Raw genomic sequence first — 16,078 nt, 5'->3', positions numbered from 1 at the left:
CATGGCACAAACGGAAGAATTAATCCACAAAGTAGTAGATGAAATCTCATTCGGGCTAATCTCGCCCAAAGACCTCAGAAAACAATCTGTTGTCGAAATCCAAACCCCAGACACATACGACGAAGACGGTGCCCCCATCACTGCCGGCTTAATGGACGGTCGCCTCGGCACTCTTGAACCTCGCCAACGGTGCAAAACCTGCGGTAACACCGCCATCCGTTGCCCTGGTCACTTCGGTCACATCGAGCTTGCCGTTCCCATTGTACACATCGAATTCACCAAAATCATCTTTGACATGCTCAAATCTACCTGCCGCACCTGCGGGCGCATCCTTCTAAGCGAAGAGGCATCCAAAAAAGCCCGCCAACGTATCGAGCGATTCAACGAACTCTTAGGCAACATTCCCGATGAGGTCTACAAAGAAATCATGGCCGATATCAAAGTTAAACAATGCCCCTACTGTGCCGCAACACAATTCAAAATCACTTTTGAAAAACCAACAAAGTTTATTGAGCAAACTGAGTTAGGCTCTGAACCACTCACACCCAGCATGATCCGCGAAAGGCTTGAACGCATAAGTGATGAAGATCTTGAAATCTTGGGTTTTAACCCCAAAGTTGCTCGTCCTGAATGGATGGTTCTTCAAGTTCTCCCCGTTCCACCTGTGTATGTGCGTCCCTCAATCACCTTAGAATCTGGTATACGCAGTGAAGACGACTTAACCCACAAACTTGTCGACATCATCCGTATTAACCAACGATTGAAGGAAAACATGGAAGCCGGTGCTCCAACGCTTATCATTCAAGACCTAAGCGAGTTGCTTCAATATCACGTTACCACTTACTTTAACAACGAAGCCTCAGGTATTCCACCTGCACGTCACCGTAGTGGCAGAGCACTCAAAACCCTTAGCCAGCGTCTCAAAGGTAAAGAAGGTCGATTCCGAAGTAACCTCTCAGGTAAACGTGTCGACTTTTCAGCCCGTACCGTCATTTCCCCCGACCCCAACCTTGACATAAACGAAGTTGGTGTCCCAAGAGATGTCGCCATGAGACTTAGCGTTCCAGAAAAAGTTACTGCCTGGAACCTTGAAGAAATGAAAAAACTTGTCATTAACGGCCCCGAACAATATCCCGGCGCACTCTACATCATCCGTCCCGACGGCAAACGTATCCGTCTCGAATTCGTTGTGGACCGCACAAAAATCGCCGAAGCCGTTGAGTTAGGCTTTGTCGTAGAGCGGCATCTTAAAAACGGCGACATAGCCATCTTTAACCGCCAGCCCTCCCTTCACCGCATGTCTATTATGGCTCACTATGCACGTGTCCTACCCTACAAGACTTTCAGAATGCACCTCTGTGTCTGCCCACCATACAACGCAGACTTTGACGGCGACGAAATGAACCTCCACGTTCCCCAGAGTGAAGAAGCCCGAACCGAATCACTTCTACTAATGCAAGTACAGGATCAGATTCTTTCCCCCAGATTCGGCGGACCCATCATCGGCGCCATCAGAGACTTTGTCACAAGCGCCTATTACTTTACCAAAAAAGGCAACTATCTAACCCGTGGACAAGTCGACCGTCTCTTAACCTCCACCAACTACCAAGGTGCCATACCTGAACCCGAAATCACCGAACCCCAACCCTTATGGTCAGGCAAACAACTCTTCAGTTTGTTTCTGCCAAAATCACTCAACTATGTGCTCAAAGCCAACATCTGCCAAGGATGCACAAAATGTGACGAGGCTGACTGTAAACACGATGCATATGTCGTTGTTAAAAACGGCCAACTCGTCTCTGGTATTATCGACCGCAGAAGCATCGGTTCTGAACAATCTGAGAGTTTGCTCCACAGAATAATTAAAGACTACGGTACACAAGCCGGACGTGAATTTCTAAATAACATCACCCACATGCTTAAACTCTTCATATCCTTGCGAGGCTTCAGCTACACCTATGAGCAACTCGTTCTCTCTCCGCGCGCAAGAAGCCGTATGGCAAAAACTATGGAACGTACCCAGAAAAAAATCGATGAACACATCGCTAACTATCAAAGCGGCAATCTGCCCCGTCTTCCTGGCCAAACCCTCGAAGAATCCTTTGAAATTTATGTCATGCATGAGCTCTCAACCGCTCGAGACGAATCTGGTAAAATTGCAGACGATGACTTTACCCTAGAAAACGCAGGTATCGTCATGACCCGTAGTGGTGCAAGAGGTAGCAGTCTAAACATCGGCCAGATGGCGGCTTGTGTTGGCCAGCAATCAGTCCGTGGCAAACGTATCCTAAGGGGGTATGCCGGACGTGCACTGCCACACTTTACACCCAACGATCCTCGTCCAAAAGCAAGAGGCTTTGTCTACAACAGTTACCAAACAGGTCTTGACGCAATCGAGTTCTTCTTCCACGCCATGGGTGGCCGAGAAGGTCTAGTCGACACAGCCGTGCGTACACAACAAAGCGGCTATATGCAGCGCAGACTTATCAACGCCTTAGAGCACATCAGGTTGGAATACGACAGCACTGTTCGTGACAGCGCGGGTGATATCATCCAGTTCCGCTATGGCGAAGACGGTGTGGACCCAGCTAAGAGTGACCACGGTAAAGCTGTCAACGTTAGCCGTTTAATCGAGCAGGTAAAACTCGGTGAAGAAAAAGGCGAGACTGCTTCAGCTGATTTCATCAAAAAGCAACTAAAAAGCGTTGAAGACCAGATTACCCCAATACTGCTAAGTCAGCTTAAACAAAACTTTGCCAAGAACAAACTCACTGCTAAGGGCGTGGAGAAAGCTGTAAGCGTTACTGCACAGCAGTATAAGCGTGCTTTGATGGAGCCTGGTGAAGCTGTTGGTATTGTTGCAGCACAATCAATCGGTGAACCCGGTACACAGATGACCCTTAGAACCTTCCACTATGCCGGTGTCAAAGAACAAAACGTCACCTTGGGTCTGCCGCGTCTTATTGAAATCGTGGATGCACGTCGAATTCCCTCAACACCCATTATGACTATCTATCTCACAGGTGATCATGCGAAGAGCAAAGAAGCGGCTGTTGAAGTTGCACGCAACATCATCTACACCTCAGTAGAAAACTTGGCCTCTGCAATCTATGAAGACCCAGTTCGTGAAGAAATTATCATTGAACTCAACAAGCAAATGATGGATGACCGCAACATCAGCATGGATGAGCTCAAAGCGAAACTAGAACTTCAAAATGCTACTGTAACCATCACCGATACCACCGTTGAGATCAAGCCCAAAAAAGCTGAACAAATTAAACGTATGCTTACCAAAGTGCCTGACTTCCAAGTTAAAGGTGTCCCAGATATCAAACGTGTCCTAGTCACTGAAGAAAGCGGTGAGTGGGTTATTCGTACTGACGGCTCAAACCTTGGTAAAGTGCTCGAGGTTGAAGGTGTAGATACTTCTCGTACCTCCACTAACAACATTCATGAGATCGCCAAAACCTTAGGTGTAGAGGCATCAAGAAACGCATTGGTTAATGAAGCCAAAGGTGTTCTTGAGGATCAAGGTTTAGACGTTGATGTCCGGCACGTTATGCTTGTCGCAGACATGATGACCACTACTGGTGATGTACAACAAATCGGCAGACATGGTATCAGTGGTAAGAAAGCAAGTGTGCTCGCCCGCGCCGCATTTGAAATTACTGTTCCCAACATTGTTGAAGCCGCCGTTAAAGGTGAAAGTGATCCTTTAGCTGGTGTAACAGAAAACGTTATAGTTGGGCAGTCCATACCAATCGGCACTGGCTTAGTTGAGCTCTACATGTCAACTTTCGAATGTCAAAGTAAAGATGGAGGAAAAACAGAAGCATGATAGACATAGATAAAGCATTAGCGTCAGCAGTGAAAACCGGTAAGGTATCCTTTGGATCTAACACGGCATTGCAAAACGCCAAAACCGGCAAAGCAAAAATGATTGTTTTAGCCGCAAACTGTCCAAAAGACATAAAAGAACAGATCGAATACTATGGAGAAATCTCTAAAGTTCCCGTGATAACCTACAAAGGTGGCTCAATGGATCTCGCTGAAGTATGTAAGAAGCTCTTCATTATCTCTGCGCTAAGCATTCGTGAAACAGGGGACAGCGATATTCTCAAACTAATCGAACAATAAACTAAATTGGAGGAAAAAAAATCACAACTGGCATAAAAATCACCTGCGACGAAATGCGATACATTGCTCTCTTTGAAAGCATCAGCGGCGCTAGTGTTAAAGACTGCATCATAGATGAAGAACAAGAACGCGCGATCTTTATTGTCAACCAAGGTCAAGTGGGCGTTGCCATCGGCAAAGGCGGACGCAACATCCACACCCTTGAACGCATGACCGGCAAAAAACACGAAATCATCGAATACAGTGAAGACCCCGTAACATTTATGAAAAACGCCTTAAAACCTGCAACAGTTCGCGAAATCCGCGTCAGTGAACGCACCGACGGCAAAAAGATGGCAGTTATCACAGTCAACCCTAAAGATAAGGGCGTCGCAATAGGTAAAAACGGCAAAAATGCTGAACGTCTACGCTTTTTAGCGAAACGGTACTTTGATATTCAGAACGTAAGCATCACCTAAGTCTAGACCGCAAACCCGGCTAGCTAGGTGACGAAACGTCGCTGAATAAATTCATAGTGATAAGCCTGTATGCACTTATAATTTTTAAATATTTGACGATAGCGGTTAACCGCCATTACTATCGTATCCTGAAATTATTTCGCCCGAAGATTTGTTTCTGATTTCATGTCATTCACCAGTTAAACATCTTTGCGGCTAGCCCTAACCAGACCTCAGGACGCATCATGCGGATAAAAGCTTGACTTGACGTCTCCGCAATCCCCAAATTAAACGCACCATAAGGCTTCTCCTCATTATACCACAAAAGCCTATCCTCCAAGTTTACAAACCGACCGCGATGCCTAATGTAGAGATCATAAAACTTCACAATCCTCCCATTAGTCTGCGGATGATTAACCCCACACAAAACATGCTCGATACCTCGCTCTTTAAGAAACTGCTCATACACATGCTCAGCAAAACCTCTCGCATCACGCTTATTAGCATAAAACTCTGACCCATGATCCGTAACCACCGCCAAAATAGGGTGATAGGGCCCACATACACTACACGCCTGCACCAAAACGCTAAGCACATTTAGAGTGGTCTTATGATCAAACTCACCTGCCGCCAAAACTTTTCTAGAAGCATCATCTAGCACAGCACAAAGATACCGCCCATCTTTGCAATAATGATAATCCGTATGCACCAAAGACAGCGAATGAGTTCGCTCATAGTGTATCCAAGGTTTTCTTCGCCTCTGCTTTGATACTTCGTGATCAGCGTAACCAATTCTAGCAAAACCTGATGAATTATATTATGAGAAATATGTACACCATGCTTTGTGATTAGCTTTTTCTCTAAATAAAGTGCGCCGCAGTGTGTTTTTTCATACTGTTCTTTGATTAGACTTTTCCATTGTTGAGGTACTTCTTTTTTAGGTCTTCCAACATTTAATCCGATGGAGGGTATTTTTCCTGTTATTTGGTATTCTTTGTATATCTGTTGAAATCTTCTCTGAGAAACACCCAGATATTTAGCAGTCCAATTACTTGTCAGCTCACCGGCTTTAAAGTGAACTAAACACCACTTAAGCTTACGTTGACTTGCTAACTTTACCATACAACTTACATAAGTGAAACTAGCGAAATAATTTCAGGATACGATAGTTAACCGCCATTACTGATATTTGCTGTCCAACATACTGTACTGAATTGGCGGTGCCTATTTTGAGATTTTACTGTTGTCTGCTGTTAAATATGCTGCTGTTCTAGTGTGTTCAAAATGTTTCCAACGTATCTGATAAATGGGTTTAAGCCCGTTCAAAGCGGGTTTGTTTTTTGGATGATTAGATCGGTCGGGTTTCGTAGACTACTACACAATCTGCTTTAATCTGCATAGCTAAATCGTGGCCTTCAACGATTTTCCTCAGTCCGCCTAAACATTCTTTGGATACGTTTCCCTTTATGTTAATGTGATACCCTTGATATGCTGGGTACATTGCTTTTTGAGGAATCAATGTGATAGTGTTTCCATCTAATCCCGGACATCTGTCCACTATCTCTCTAAGTAAAATGGCAATTTCAGCGAACTTCATGAAGCCTACTTCCCCATTGTAGAAGAATAAAAGCTTTTAGCTTAAAAATCCTACTTATTTACAGAAAAATCCCTCAACACACAAACAAAAGCGCGTTGTGAGTTGCTGATTAAGCGGCAGACTAAACAGCCTATCTGTTAATTGTTTCTTAACATAGGTGATTTAAACGATTCACGTTTCTTTTACGGATTGTTATTTTTGCATGTAGATATCAAATTGTTTTAATACAACGCTTTTCCCATAGTTCGAGTTCAAGATCGAGGACATATTAGTGTTAATTCAAGAACTTATCGTTGAAAATTTTATGAGCTACGAATATGCCCGCGTACCCTTCAAGCAGGGCGTTAACATAATTGGTGGTCCCAATGGCGCAGGCAAATCTTCTTTGTTACTTGCCATAAGCGTAGGTTTAGGCCAGACCAGCACAGAACGTAGCCGTAAACTCAGCGATCTCATTCGCTGGGGCCAAGATCAAGCTCGCGTCACCCTAATATTGGATAACACAAAACAAAATAACCGTCGACCCGAACCCAAATTCAACAAAGACCAACTGTTTCTAACCCGTATTCTGCGCCAAGACGGCAAATACTGGTTCGAACTCGAAAACCATGCCGCCTCAAAACAAGACGTAGCACGACTTTTAGGTAAATTCGGAGTAGACCCAGACAACATGCTTATCATTATGCACCAAAATATGGTTGAGCAGTTTAGTGTGCTAAGCAACATAGACAAACTTCGTATGGTCGAAGAAGCCGTGGGCCTTGAGCCTTTTCGCGAAAACGTAGTTGCCGCTAAAACCAAACTTAGTCGTATTCTAACCCAAGAGGAATCAGTAGGTAAACTCCTTGAGCAAGCTGAGCAAACCCTCAATTATTGGCGCGAACAATACGAAAAATTCCAAGAGAAAAAACAGCTTCAACTAAAAAGACGGTTTTTGGACCGCGAATTAGTTTGGGCAGAGGTTGAACGCCGAGAAGACATACTAAAAGGCTTACAGGCTAATTTTAGCCGCACTCAGCAGGCGCTGGGCAAAATCGATGAAGAACGCCAAAGCCTACTTGGCGAACTAGATGGACAACGCGTCGAGCAACATAACCTCAAAGAGGAAATCAAACTCATGTTTGAGGAACGACTAAGCTTAGAACGCCAAATTGCCCAAAATCAATCTCAGTTCGCCATCATAGAACCCCTGCTCTCTGAAGCGGAGTACCTCCAATCCATTATAGATATCAGCAAATTCAAATTGTTGCATCCCAAAAACCTCCGAGAAAAACTAGAGCACTCGCAACAGCAAATAGAGCAAGCTACCAAACAAATCATTGCCAACCAAGCCGTGGTGCAACGCCTCGAAGAATCCACAAACAAACTCACCGCTGCAACACTTGATAAACGCGTTACTTCGAGTCTCTTAGAATTCAAACACGATCGTGCTCTAAAAGAACAGGAAACCATTGAAAAATCCCTAAAAGAAGCCCAAGAAACCCTCAATGTTGCTCTCACAAATGCCCAACAATCCGGTGAACGCATTGCTGTAACTAAATCCGCCGCTCAAATCCAAGAAGAATTGGGTCTAACTGCTGGTCATCTAGTTGCCCTTTCCAATATATCTGATGAAATCGAACGCCAATACGAATCCTACTCTAAGCTCTACTTTGAACTCAAAGAAAAAGCCCAACTAGTTGCTGAAAACCGCGAAAAAACACTCGAAGAAGTCCAAATCCGTATGAATGCATGGCGCACTGTTATTGAGCAGTTACTAAGTCGTGTCAACTTGGAATATCAACGCATCATGAACCAAACCCTAGCAACAGGAGAGGTTCAACTCTCAAACCCCCAAGACATCACAACCGCCGGCTTAGACATCTATGTTGGCTTCAAAGGTAGCAAACCCGTCACACTCAATGCCTACACACAAAGCGGCGGTGAACGCACAACCGCCACCATGGGTTTTCTACTTGCTCTCCAACATCACGTCCGCTCACCTTTTCGTGCAGTTGACGAATACGACATCCACATGGACCCCAAAAACCGTGAAATGATAGCCAAAGTCCTAGTCGCCATGATAAAAGACGCCGCATCCCAATATGTTATCATCACACCCAGCCAAATCACCTTTGCCCAACAAAATGCCCACGTCATAACTGTGCAAAACCTCGAAGGAAACTCTCTAGTGCGAGAAGTTATCAAATGAGCACCAATATCAATATCCCCGACAAAAAACTAGGCAAAGAACGCCTTGAATACATCATCGAAATGTGTATCGCCATAGAAAACCATCAAGTTGACCCCTTCACCCTAAATGTTGATGACATAATTGCCATAGTCAAACAATACTTCCCCCACTGGAACCACCCCGACGAACTCCGCCTTGACGCCGAAGCACTTCATCACCTCGCCTCAGTTATCAAAATCCAAAGCGAATGGGTCAAACAACGCTCCACCTCACTCTATACTGACCCCTTTATTTTGGAGGAAAAAATCCGCCAAACAAGCAAAGAGGGCATGATCCAAGTATTCTCCTCCGCCTGGACGCCGTTGGTCGAGTTCGAACAGCTAAGCCTCCAAACACTATCCCAAGGCCTGCTCTACTGGGAGACCTTGGAGTCTCTGGGTGCACGCTGGAAAAACATAGACGTTAACGCAGTTGAAATCGGTTCAGTGAGCCAAGAAGAAATGATAAAACAACGTGTCCTAAGCGACAAGGAATTTAGTGAAGAACTCAACGACTGCTGGCAAGAACTCAAACATCAAGTCAAAGAAAAAAGCGCCGATGGAAAAATTAACTACTGGGACTTCATAGGTGCTGACACCTACGAAAAAACCGTCCAACGCGCCTTTCTCACAAGCTTTCTGGTAACCTACGGCTACGCCACCCTAGAAATCGATCGCCTAGAAGAAACCATAACCCTGATACCCTACGAGACCCCCAGAGAGGAAACTTTGGCAACACAAGCCGTCTCGGTTCCTATTGTGGTATCTTATGAAGACTGGCAAAAATGGCGAGAAGGCAAACAACCATGAGTACAAGAAAAAAAGGCCTCTATGCAGGTAAAGTCAAAAAAGCAGTCCAGATGCTTTTCTACAAACGCCATGCAAAACCCGGCGTGAAAGGCTGGGAGTTACACAAAGCCCTAGGTAGTGACTACCCCAAGGTTCTCGACGTCTTAGACGACTACCTAAAGCCAATGGATATGATGGTTAAAATTGTCTTTGAGGAAGAAAAAACCCCCGAAAATCCAACAATTGAGGAGTTAGATAAGGCTCGCTTTTTTGTAGTTTTACGTGATGTTGCCTCCAAAGATAAACTAATGGGCTGGCGTGTAGATGATCTCGCAGGTTTAGCTGTCACAATCAGCTATATTATCAGCAAAAAAGGCCAAGCAAACCGCAAAGACATCGAAAAATTACTAAACGAAAAGATGCCCGGCTGGAAAGTGGGTCTAAACCTCGATCGTTATATCCGACATGGCTACCTCACACAAGATGAAAGCGGCCAGCTGTTTTTAGACTGGCGAACACGCGCAGAGATAGACCAAAAGAAACTCATTGAGATGTTGCTCTTAGCAGAGAAACAGACAGCAGAAGCCGCCAAATCTCTACCAGAAGAACAAACTGACGAGATACAAACCGACGAAACTTGATTTCCTGTTTCTTTTGGACCTACAGTTGACCTTACAGTACCCTCAAAAACTTTTTTGTTATGCGTTTTGCGGTATCTTTTTTTGTATAGGATTAGTGTTATTCCAAAAAGTATGGCTGATATTGCGGTGCTTCATTCGAGTTCCTCACGAGTTATGAGTCGCCGTTTATGCTGTTATTGGGTTAGAAGTGTGTTAGGATGAAAAATCGGTTAATCTGTCTATATATTTGTCTGGTAGTTTTTCGGAACTTTTATACTTAGAAGGCTCCTATAATGCAGGGTATGGATGGCTCTGAGGAAGAAATCTACTCCATAATGTTTACGTCACTTAAGCATCCTGTCCGCCGTAAAATTCTGCGGATGTTAAACAACAAATCCATGACGTTTATGGAGTTAGCTGATAATATAGGTGTATCCAGCTCTAATTTGACCTACCATCTAGAAAACCTAGGGGAGCTCATCTACAAGGTAGAAAACGGTCGCTACAAACTTTCCTCCTTTGGTCAGGCTACCGTTAGCGCCATGAAGGGTGTGGAGGAAACCCCTGAAATCGAACCTAAACGTCCCCTTAGATTAGCCTCTAGCTGGCGAGTTATCTTTTCGGTATTATTAATTGTTATTATTCTGCTTGCGGCCTTTACAACGCTCCAATTCAATATGGTCAATCAGCTCTCAGCCGATACCGCTAAGCTCAAAGCACAAAACCAGCAGTTACTCGCCTGGGGTGCGGACACAAATAAAATCGTCAATCTGTTACAAAATGTCGTACAGCTGGATACTTCCAAATATACAGTTACACTCTTAAGTAACACTGTGCAGCCCCGCCCCGACATAGGCGTAATTGAGGAGATCATCAAATACTCCCTTACCAGCGGCCAAGGCAGTGTTGATGCTACTTTTCGTTTCCGTGACAACCATGTCTCTCACTATGAACTTGGACTGAGTTTTGACTCCCAACTCTACTCAACCCAAGCAGACAACATAGGTATTTTACAGACCGCCAAAAACACCCTAGAAGGCTACAAGGCCTACTCCAAAGATGCCTATCTAGATGAGATGAGCAGTCTTTTGAATTCTGTTAATACCACACAGAATATAGAGGTGACCTCAGATAACCTAAAACTTCAAATCAGTCTCAGAGGTGAAATCGCTGAGTTTATGTGGATATATACTGAGAACGGCATAGACTTTAGTCCTAAGAGTCTTCGTATGGTTTTCCAAAATCGTGTCTTAATCTCACTCATAGACGGCTACTTCTTCTACACCATCGCTAGCACTGATCTAAATATCAGTCAGCAAGAAGCTGTTGCCACCGCCCGAAACTATATCAAAACCCTGACCTGGATCATCGATGGTGAAAAAATAAGCGGCTTTAACTCCCAAGGTGAGCCCTTTTCGATAGATTTTGTCCCCCACCCCCGAGACAACTCGGTAGCACTGGTTCCATACTGGTATGTGGTTCTCTCCCTTGACAAAACCTATCCAAACGGTATAAACCAAATCGCTGTTGGCATCTATGCAGACAACGGCGAAGCGGCTGATATAGAGATGCTAAGCTATACGCCATAAAACCTACCTTTCTCTCTAATTTTGATGCGATGGGTACTGAGTGTACTATGCCGTTAGGATGGCAACATAGCAATTCAGGGCTTCTTCATCTATAAACGCTGTTAATGTCAGCTTGGAATTTTCCAATATATCCATAAACTCACTGAGTGTAAACGCTTTCTTTAGTCCCGTCACAACCACTCTGTCGCCTGTTTTTACAATTCTTCTGAGTTCTGTTATGGTTTTTGCAGGGTTAGGTATATTTTGTAGCATTGTAAACGCCACCGCTACTCCAAAAAAACCTGCTTTAAAGGGTAGATGATCCGCATCGGACTGTACCAAAAAAACGTTCTCAAATCGCTTAGCCTGATCTTTGGCTTTGAGCAAAAGTCCATGGGAGACATCCATACCCACAACAATCTTTGCCTGCTCTGCAACATGCGAAAAAAATAAGCCCGAACCGCATCCCACATCTAAAACCTCTAAACCCTCCATATCGACATTTTCGAGTGCTTTTTGATATTTTCGGTGTTGTTCGTCAAAGTAGCGCTCATCATACATCTCGGCCGTTATGTCATAGCGTTTCATTATGTTGCGTTTAGCTTTCCAAGCGGTCATTGGTGTTTCCCTAAGAAATCTTATGTACCCAAGCCCTGACTAAAATACGTTGGCGGAAAACAATTTGCAGACTCAAAATAACAAACTTGCAGTGTTAAAAGAACCCACCTTAGCAGAAGCGACCGTCTTAATCGAGCGTGCGTTTGCACACCGACACACCCTTCTTATCGCAGGTAGCTGTCATGTGCACTATGACGGCCGAGCCAGCTCGACCCTTGAGACCGGTGAGCGACTTATCATCGTCAAATCTGATGGATCTTTGCTTGTTCACCGCCCAACTGGCTACGAACCCGTTAACTGGCAACCTGCCGGAGGAGTTTTTCATGTCGAAGTTAGAGACAACAAACTCGAAATACAGGGTATTCGTAGCAAACCCCATGAAAGCGTAAAAGCGACCTTTGATAAAGTGCTAATGGTCTCAGCCATCAACCTCTTTGATGCAGGTGAATTTCTCCTGCATGCAAGCGAGGATGATATGCATCGTGCCATACTTCTAAAACCCAGCCTGTTTGAAGAAGGCTTCAAACCCATCAGCTGGGAAAAGCATGTCGAACCCGGTTTTATAGACATCTATGGTGAAGATAAAGACGGCAACCTTGTTATCGTTGAAGTTAAACGTCGAGCTGCCACCAAAGACGCTGCACTGCAGCTCTCAAAATACATCGAACCCATCAAAGCCAAAGTTAACCGTCCGGTACGTGCCGTTCTTGCCGCACCCAGCCTTGCCAAAGACGTACAGCGCCTGCTGGTCAGCTTAGGTTTAGAATTTAAAGCCCTAGACCCCAAAGACTGCGCATTGGTGCTCAAAAAATCCGGAACCTCCAAACTGGAATCTTTCTTTAGCTCACAATAGCAACCCCTAAGCAAATCCACGGTCTATAACACCACTAACAACTGTGCCGTTAGTTGCCGGGGTTCTGGTAATAGATTATCTGGCATCAGTGGATTTGTTGTTGTTGTTGTTGCATAAACTAAGTATAACCCAGTAACGGTGTTAAGCGTAAGCTTAAAGTTAATAAATGTAAATATTGTTTCTCTGTGTCTGTTTGTTTGCAGCCCAGTGGTGTAGTGGTCAAGCATAGGGGCCTCTGGAGCCCTTGACAAGAGTTCGAATCTCTTCTGGGCTACCAACCTTAATTTTGAGCTGAATTATCTAAAGGAGCTTCTATAGAATGGTTTAATATCTTGAGTGCTGATACCCCAACTGGTGAGGATATGGCGGATTTGAAGGGTTGTCCTTTTGGGCAAGACATAGCAAATGACTGTAAAAATTGTGATTACGGCGACAAAAATCATTTTGATGTAGCATCGGGGCAATGTGTTAAACGCTAAGCTTAGCATGCGGTTAGTTATTGCCTATATGTTGTTTGTCGATTGTGGTTTGTTATTTTTTATGGTTCTCTTAGGTGTTGCTTGTTGAGAATGTTTATTAATTCTCTGAGTAGCTGTTATTACTGAACAGTACTATCGAGGATTCTATCTGGTCTTCGGAGGTCACCCCTATCACAGCCCCCAACTATAAAAAAGCCAGCTCCGCTGGATTCAAAAAATACGTGCCAGTAAATGACGCCCTAAACATTTTTCTGTCTTCCTACACAAAACACTGTTTCACCCCAAAAACCCAACACCTACCCCTGTATAGCGCCGCAAACCGCGTTCTCGCCCAAAACTCCAGTAGCCCCATAGATATACCTCCATTTAACAAATCCGCCATGGATGGCTACGCCGTAATAGCAACCAACACCAAAAATGCATCCCAAAAAAAACCCGTTTCACTTGAAGTGATAGCCACCGCCAGCGCCGGTGACGATACAACATACAAAATCAGCCCCGGACAAGCTGTTGCTATAGCAACCGGCGCTAGAATTCCCCAAGGCGCAGACGCCGTGGTGATGGTGGAAGACACCAATGGCGATAAAAAAACCGTAAAAATCTTCAAAGAGATAAAAAAAGCCAAAAACATCATCATAAAAGGCGAGGACATACAAGCAGGTCAGCTTCTTCTCACTCCTGGAACCTGGCTCAGACCCCAAAACATTGGCCTAATCGCCTCCGTAGGAACAGAGTCAGTGACAGTTTTCTCCAAACCAAAAGTGGCAGTATTTTCCACAGGTAGCGAACTTGTCGAACCCGGCTCCAAACTATCCACCAACGCGGTTCTCTATGACAGCAACCGCTACATGCTATCTGCAATGATAAACGAATGCGGCGGCGAAGCAATCGATCTAGGAATATGCAAAGACGATCCCGCCAGTATAGAGAACACGCTAAAAAAAGCCCAACAATACGACATGATCGTGATATCTGGCGGCTCCTCAGTAGGCGAAAAAGATTACGTCCCCGACATCATAAACAATGCAGGTAAACTCTTAGTTCACGGAGTTGCTATGCGCCCCGGATCCCCAACTGCACTAGGCATCGTTAACGGTAAACCCGTTATCTCAACCCCCGGTTACCCCGTTGCCTCCTTCTTTGCTTTCTACACCTTTGGCCGACCCTTGCTTTTTACCATGCTCAAAACCAAGGGCTTACCCCAAGCAACCATAATTGCCAAAATGGTCTCAGGCATCAAATTACGCGAAGATATGCAGGCCTTTGTTAGAGTAAACCTCACAACAACAACCGATCCAAATGGCCTTCCATGCTACAAAGCTGAACCGGTGAGTGCAGCCGCGGCAAGTTTACTCTCAACCCTAACAGGCCCCGACGGAGTGATAATAGCAACCAACAAACCCCGACTTAGTAAAGGTCAAAAAGTTGAGGTCCTCTTGCTTAGAGCCGGAGCAGTTTAACATGCTCCACAACGACGCACCTCTGGCGGTAGCTAAACCCCCAATCATAGACCAATTCAACCGTATACCCAAAAAACTCCGCCTCTCCGTCACAGATCGATGCAACATGCACTGCGTTTACTGCATGCCAAAAGAAGGCATCTCCCTATATCCCAAAAATGAAATTCTTAGTTACGAAGAAATCCAACGCTTAGCAACCATATTTGCCGGTCTGGGCGTTGAGAAGTTGCGTCTCACAGGCGGAGAACCCCTAGTTAGACCCGACATTGAAAAACTGATCTTTGCACTCTCAAACATATCCGGCATAAAAACACTGGGCCTAACTACCAATGGATTATTACTTAGCGAAAAAGCCTCCCAACTCAAAGCTGCCGGATTACAGAGCATCAACCTCAGCATAGATACTCTCAATTCTGACAAATTCAAATCCATAACAGGCATCGATGGTCTCTCCCAAGTCCTTTTATCCCTACAGGTTGCGCGCGATGAGGGTTTTGAGATTAAAGTAAACACCGTAATTATCCGAGGCCAAAACGACGATGAGCTCGTAGACTTTGCCAAATTTGCAATAGATCAGAGATGTCCTGTTCGTTTCATAGAGTTCATGCCGCTAGACGGTTCACATATCTGGAATCGGTCTCTTGTGGTTACCAAAGAGGAAATGATCCAGCGGCTCAACAAAAGCGGCTTTGTGCTTCTGTCCCAAAATAACCCCCTCTCAGATCCCGCTAGACTCTACTCTATCCAGGGTCATGAAGGCACTTTGGGTTTTATCCCCTCTATAAGCGAACCTTTCTGTGGGGCTTGTGATAGAATTAGATTAACCTCTGATGGGAAATTTTTAACCTGTATCTTTGAACGTCCTCACAATGATGTTAGGAACCTGCTTCGATCGGGTAAATCCGATAAAGAAATAGCGGCTTATCTCATAAAATGTTATCAAAACAAGCCGCAGGGTTTGATAAGCTTGCTTAAAGATAAGACTCTGCGCTCAGGTCTGAATTTGATGAATACTATAGGTGGATAGTGGGTGTGAATATGGCAGTTGATAAAAATCAGTCGGTTTTAAGAGTTAAATTGTTTGGGTTATTGCGTGAAGCTGTGGGCATTAACGAAGTCACCCTTATCCTCGCTGACGAATGTATAACCGTTGAGGGTTTGAAGCGTGATCTTTTGGTGTGTTATCCTGTTTTAGCATCTCTAAATGTTCCTTTTGTTGTAGCTGTGAATCGTAAAGTTGCTGATAATACTGCAAAGATAACCTCCTGTGATGAGGTCGCTTTGTTGCCGTTTGTGTCGGGAGGCTAAG

Annotated in this window: 16 protein-coding genes and 1 tRNA gene; 13 read left to right on the top strand and 4 right to left on the bottom strand. The window is 44.7% G+C overall.

Annotated features, from left to right (window positions below):
- The first annotated feature begins 1 nt into the window (after position 1).
- Genes FWF39_RS03300 through FWF39_RS03290 form a run of 3 tightly spaced genes read left to right on the top strand, consistent with a single transcriptional unit; the run spans position 2 to position 4,595 of the window.
- A complete protein-coding gene (locus tag FWF39_RS03300; RefSeq protein WP_343382015.1) occupies positions 2-3,838 on the top strand; it encodes a DNA-directed RNA polymerase subunit A' in 3,837 nt (1,278 codons plus the stop codon).
- Entirely contained in the window at positions 3,835-4,137 is a 303-nt protein-coding gene (locus FWF39_RS03295) for a 50S ribosomal protein L30e (protein ID WP_343382014.1), read from the top strand. The genes FWF39_RS03300 and FWF39_RS03295 overlap by 4 nt, the downstream gene beginning before the upstream one ends.
- 5 nt (positions 4,138-4,142) lie before the next feature.
- Positions 4,143-4,595 (top strand): NusA-like transcription termination signal-binding factor, encoded by a 453-nt coding sequence (locus FWF39_RS03290; RefSeq protein ID WP_343382027.1) that lies wholly within the window; start codon positions 4,143-4,145, stop codon positions 4,593-4,595.
- Positions 4,596-4,767: 172 nt separating this feature from the next.
- Here the strand turns inward: FWF39_RS03290 and FWF39_RS03285 are convergent, their stop codons facing one another.
- The 3 genes from FWF39_RS03285 to FWF39_RS03275 all read right to left on the bottom strand — a co-directional run bounded on the left by FWF39_RS03285 (position 4,768) and on the right by FWF39_RS03275 (position 6,171).
- On the bottom strand, positions 4,768-5,283 hold the full coding sequence (locus tag FWF39_RS03285) for a DDE-type integrase/transposase/recombinase (protein ID WP_343382013.1): 516 nt from the start codon (positions 5,281-5,283) through the stop codon (positions 4,768-4,770).
- Positions 5,229-5,696 carry a hypothetical protein gene (locus tag FWF39_RS03280; RefSeq protein ID WP_343382012.1) on the bottom strand — a complete coding sequence of 156 codons (468 nt, stop codon included), beginning with the start codon at positions 5,694-5,696 and terminating at the stop codon, positions 5,229-5,231. The genes FWF39_RS03285 and FWF39_RS03280 overlap by 55 nt, the downstream gene beginning before the upstream one ends.
- Positions 5,697-5,922: 226 nt before the next feature.
- On the bottom strand, positions 5,923-6,171 hold the full coding sequence (locus FWF39_RS03275) for a hypothetical protein (RefSeq protein ID WP_343382011.1): 249 nt from the start codon (positions 6,169-6,171) through the stop codon (positions 5,923-5,925).
- Between the two features lie 271 nt (positions 6,172-6,442).
- Here FWF39_RS03275 and FWF39_RS03270 point away from each other — a divergent pair, with 271 nt between their 5' ends.
- From FWF39_RS03270 to FWF39_RS03255, 4 genes are all read left to right on the top strand, one after another.
- Entirely contained in the window at positions 6,443-8,362 is a 1,920-nt protein-coding gene (locus FWF39_RS03270) for a hypothetical protein (RefSeq protein ID WP_343382010.1), read from the top strand.
- Positions 8,359-9,192 carry a hypothetical protein gene (locus FWF39_RS03265; RefSeq protein ID WP_343382009.1) on the top strand — a complete coding sequence of 278 codons (834 nt, stop codon included), beginning with the start codon at positions 8,359-8,361 and terminating at the stop codon, positions 9,190-9,192. The genes FWF39_RS03270 and FWF39_RS03265 overlap by 4 nt, the downstream gene beginning before the upstream one ends.
- Positions 9,189-9,812, top strand: a complete 624-nt coding sequence (locus FWF39_RS03260; protein ID WP_343382008.1) for a hypothetical protein — start codon at positions 9,189-9,191, stop codon at positions 9,810-9,812. Before FWF39_RS03265 ends, FWF39_RS03260 begins: the two co-directional genes overlap by 4 nt.
- A 272-nt stretch (positions 9,813-10,084) precedes the next feature.
- A complete protein-coding gene (locus FWF39_RS03255; protein WP_343382007.1) occupies positions 10,085-11,380 on the top strand; it encodes a winged helix-turn-helix domain-containing protein in 1,296 nt (431 codons plus the stop codon).
- Positions 11,381-11,425: 45 nt separating this feature from the next.
- On the opposite strand, the gene FWF39_RS03250 is transcribed toward FWF39_RS03255, so the two are convergent.
- Positions 11,426-11,977: a class I SAM-dependent methyltransferase gene (locus FWF39_RS03250; RefSeq protein ID WP_343382006.1), complete on the bottom strand. Its 552-nt coding sequence runs from the start codon at positions 11,975-11,977 to the stop codon at positions 11,426-11,428.
- A 64-nt stretch (positions 11,978-12,041) separates the two neighbouring features.
- On the opposite strand from FWF39_RS03250, the gene nucS reads away from it, so the two are divergent.
- The 6 genes from nucS to FWF39_RS03220 all read left to right on the top strand — a co-directional run bounded on the left by nucS (position 12,042) and on the right by FWF39_RS03220 (position 16,077).
- Positions 12,042-12,830, top strand: a complete 789-nt coding sequence (nucS, locus tag FWF39_RS03245; RefSeq protein ID WP_343382005.1) for an endonuclease NucS — start codon at positions 12,042-12,044, stop codon at positions 12,828-12,830.
- 201 nt (positions 12,831-13,031) lie between these two features.
- Positions 13,032-13,107, top strand: a tRNA-Gln gene (locus FWF39_RS03240).
- Positions 13,108-13,162: 55 nt separating this feature from the next.
- Positions 13,163-13,309: a hypothetical protein gene (locus FWF39_RS03235; RefSeq protein ID WP_343382004.1), complete on the top strand. Its 147-nt coding sequence runs from the start codon at positions 13,163-13,165 to the stop codon at positions 13,307-13,309.
- A 221-nt stretch (positions 13,310-13,530) separates the two neighbouring features.
- Positions 13,531-14,769 carry a gephyrin-like molybdotransferase Glp gene (glp, locus tag FWF39_RS03230; RefSeq protein WP_343382003.1) on the top strand — a complete coding sequence of 413 codons (1,239 nt, stop codon included), beginning with the start codon at positions 13,531-13,533 and terminating at the stop codon, positions 14,767-14,769.
- A 1-nt stretch (position 14,770) separates the two neighbouring features.
- Complete coding sequence (gene moaA, locus FWF39_RS03225) at positions 14,771-15,796, top strand: GTP 3',8-cyclase MoaA (protein ID WP_343382002.1); 1,026 nt, start codon at positions 14,771-14,773, stop codon at positions 15,794-15,796.
- 11 nt (positions 15,797-15,807) lie between these two features.
- On the top strand, positions 15,808-16,077 hold the full coding sequence (locus FWF39_RS03220; protein ID WP_343382001.1) for a MoaD/ThiS family protein: 270 nt from the start codon (positions 15,808-15,810) through the stop codon (positions 16,075-16,077).
- Position 16,078 lies beyond the last annotated feature (1 nt).

This window comes from Candidatus Bathycorpusculum sp. (assembly GCF_009778815.1).
Classification (GTDB): domain Archaea; phylum Thermoproteota; class Bathyarchaeia; order Bathyarchaeales; family Bathycorpusculaceae; genus Bathycorpusculum; species Bathycorpusculum hydrogenotrophicum.
The sequence above is the reverse complement of the archived record's forward strand: the minus strand, read 5'-3'. Positions and strand labels throughout refer to the sequence as shown.

Coding starts and splice junctions, on each gene's coding strand:
- FWF39_RS03280 (WP_343382012.1), bottom strand. CDS start 5,696: ATGGTAAAGTTAGCAAGTCAACGTAAGCTTAAGTGGTGTTTAGTTCAC.
- FWF39_RS03275 (WP_343382011.1), bottom strand. CDS start 6,171: ATGAAGTTCGCTGAAATTGCCATTTTACTTAGAGAGATAGTGGACAGA.
- FWF39_RS03260 (WP_343382008.1), top strand. CDS start 9,189: ATGAGTACAAGAAAAAAAGGCCTCTATGCAGGTAAAGTCAAAAAAGCA.
- FWF39_RS03265 (WP_343382009.1), top strand. CDS start 8,359: ATGAGCACCAATATCAATATCCCCGACAAAAAACTAGGCAAAGAACGC.
- FWF39_RS03220 (WP_343382001.1), top strand. CDS start 15,808: ATGGCAGTTGATAAAAATCAGTCGGTTTTAAGAGTTAAATTGTTTGGG.
- FWF39_RS03295 (WP_343382014.1), top strand. CDS start 3,835: ATGATAGACATAGATAAAGCATTAGCGTCAGCAGTGAAAACCGGTAAG.
- FWF39_RS03300 (WP_343382015.1), top strand. CDS start 2: ATGGCACAAACGGAAGAATTAATCCACAAAGTAGTAGATGAAATCTCA.
- FWF39_RS03250 (WP_343382006.1), bottom strand. CDS start 11,977: ATGACCGCTTGGAAAGCTAAACGCAACATAATGAAACGCTATGACATA.
- FWF39_RS03255 (WP_343382007.1), top strand. CDS start 10,085: ATGCAGGGTATGGATGGCTCTGAGGAAGAAATCTACTCCATAATGTTT.
- moaA (WP_343382002.1), top strand. CDS start 14,771: ATGCTCCACAACGACGCACCTCTGGCGGTAGCTAAACCCCCAATCATA.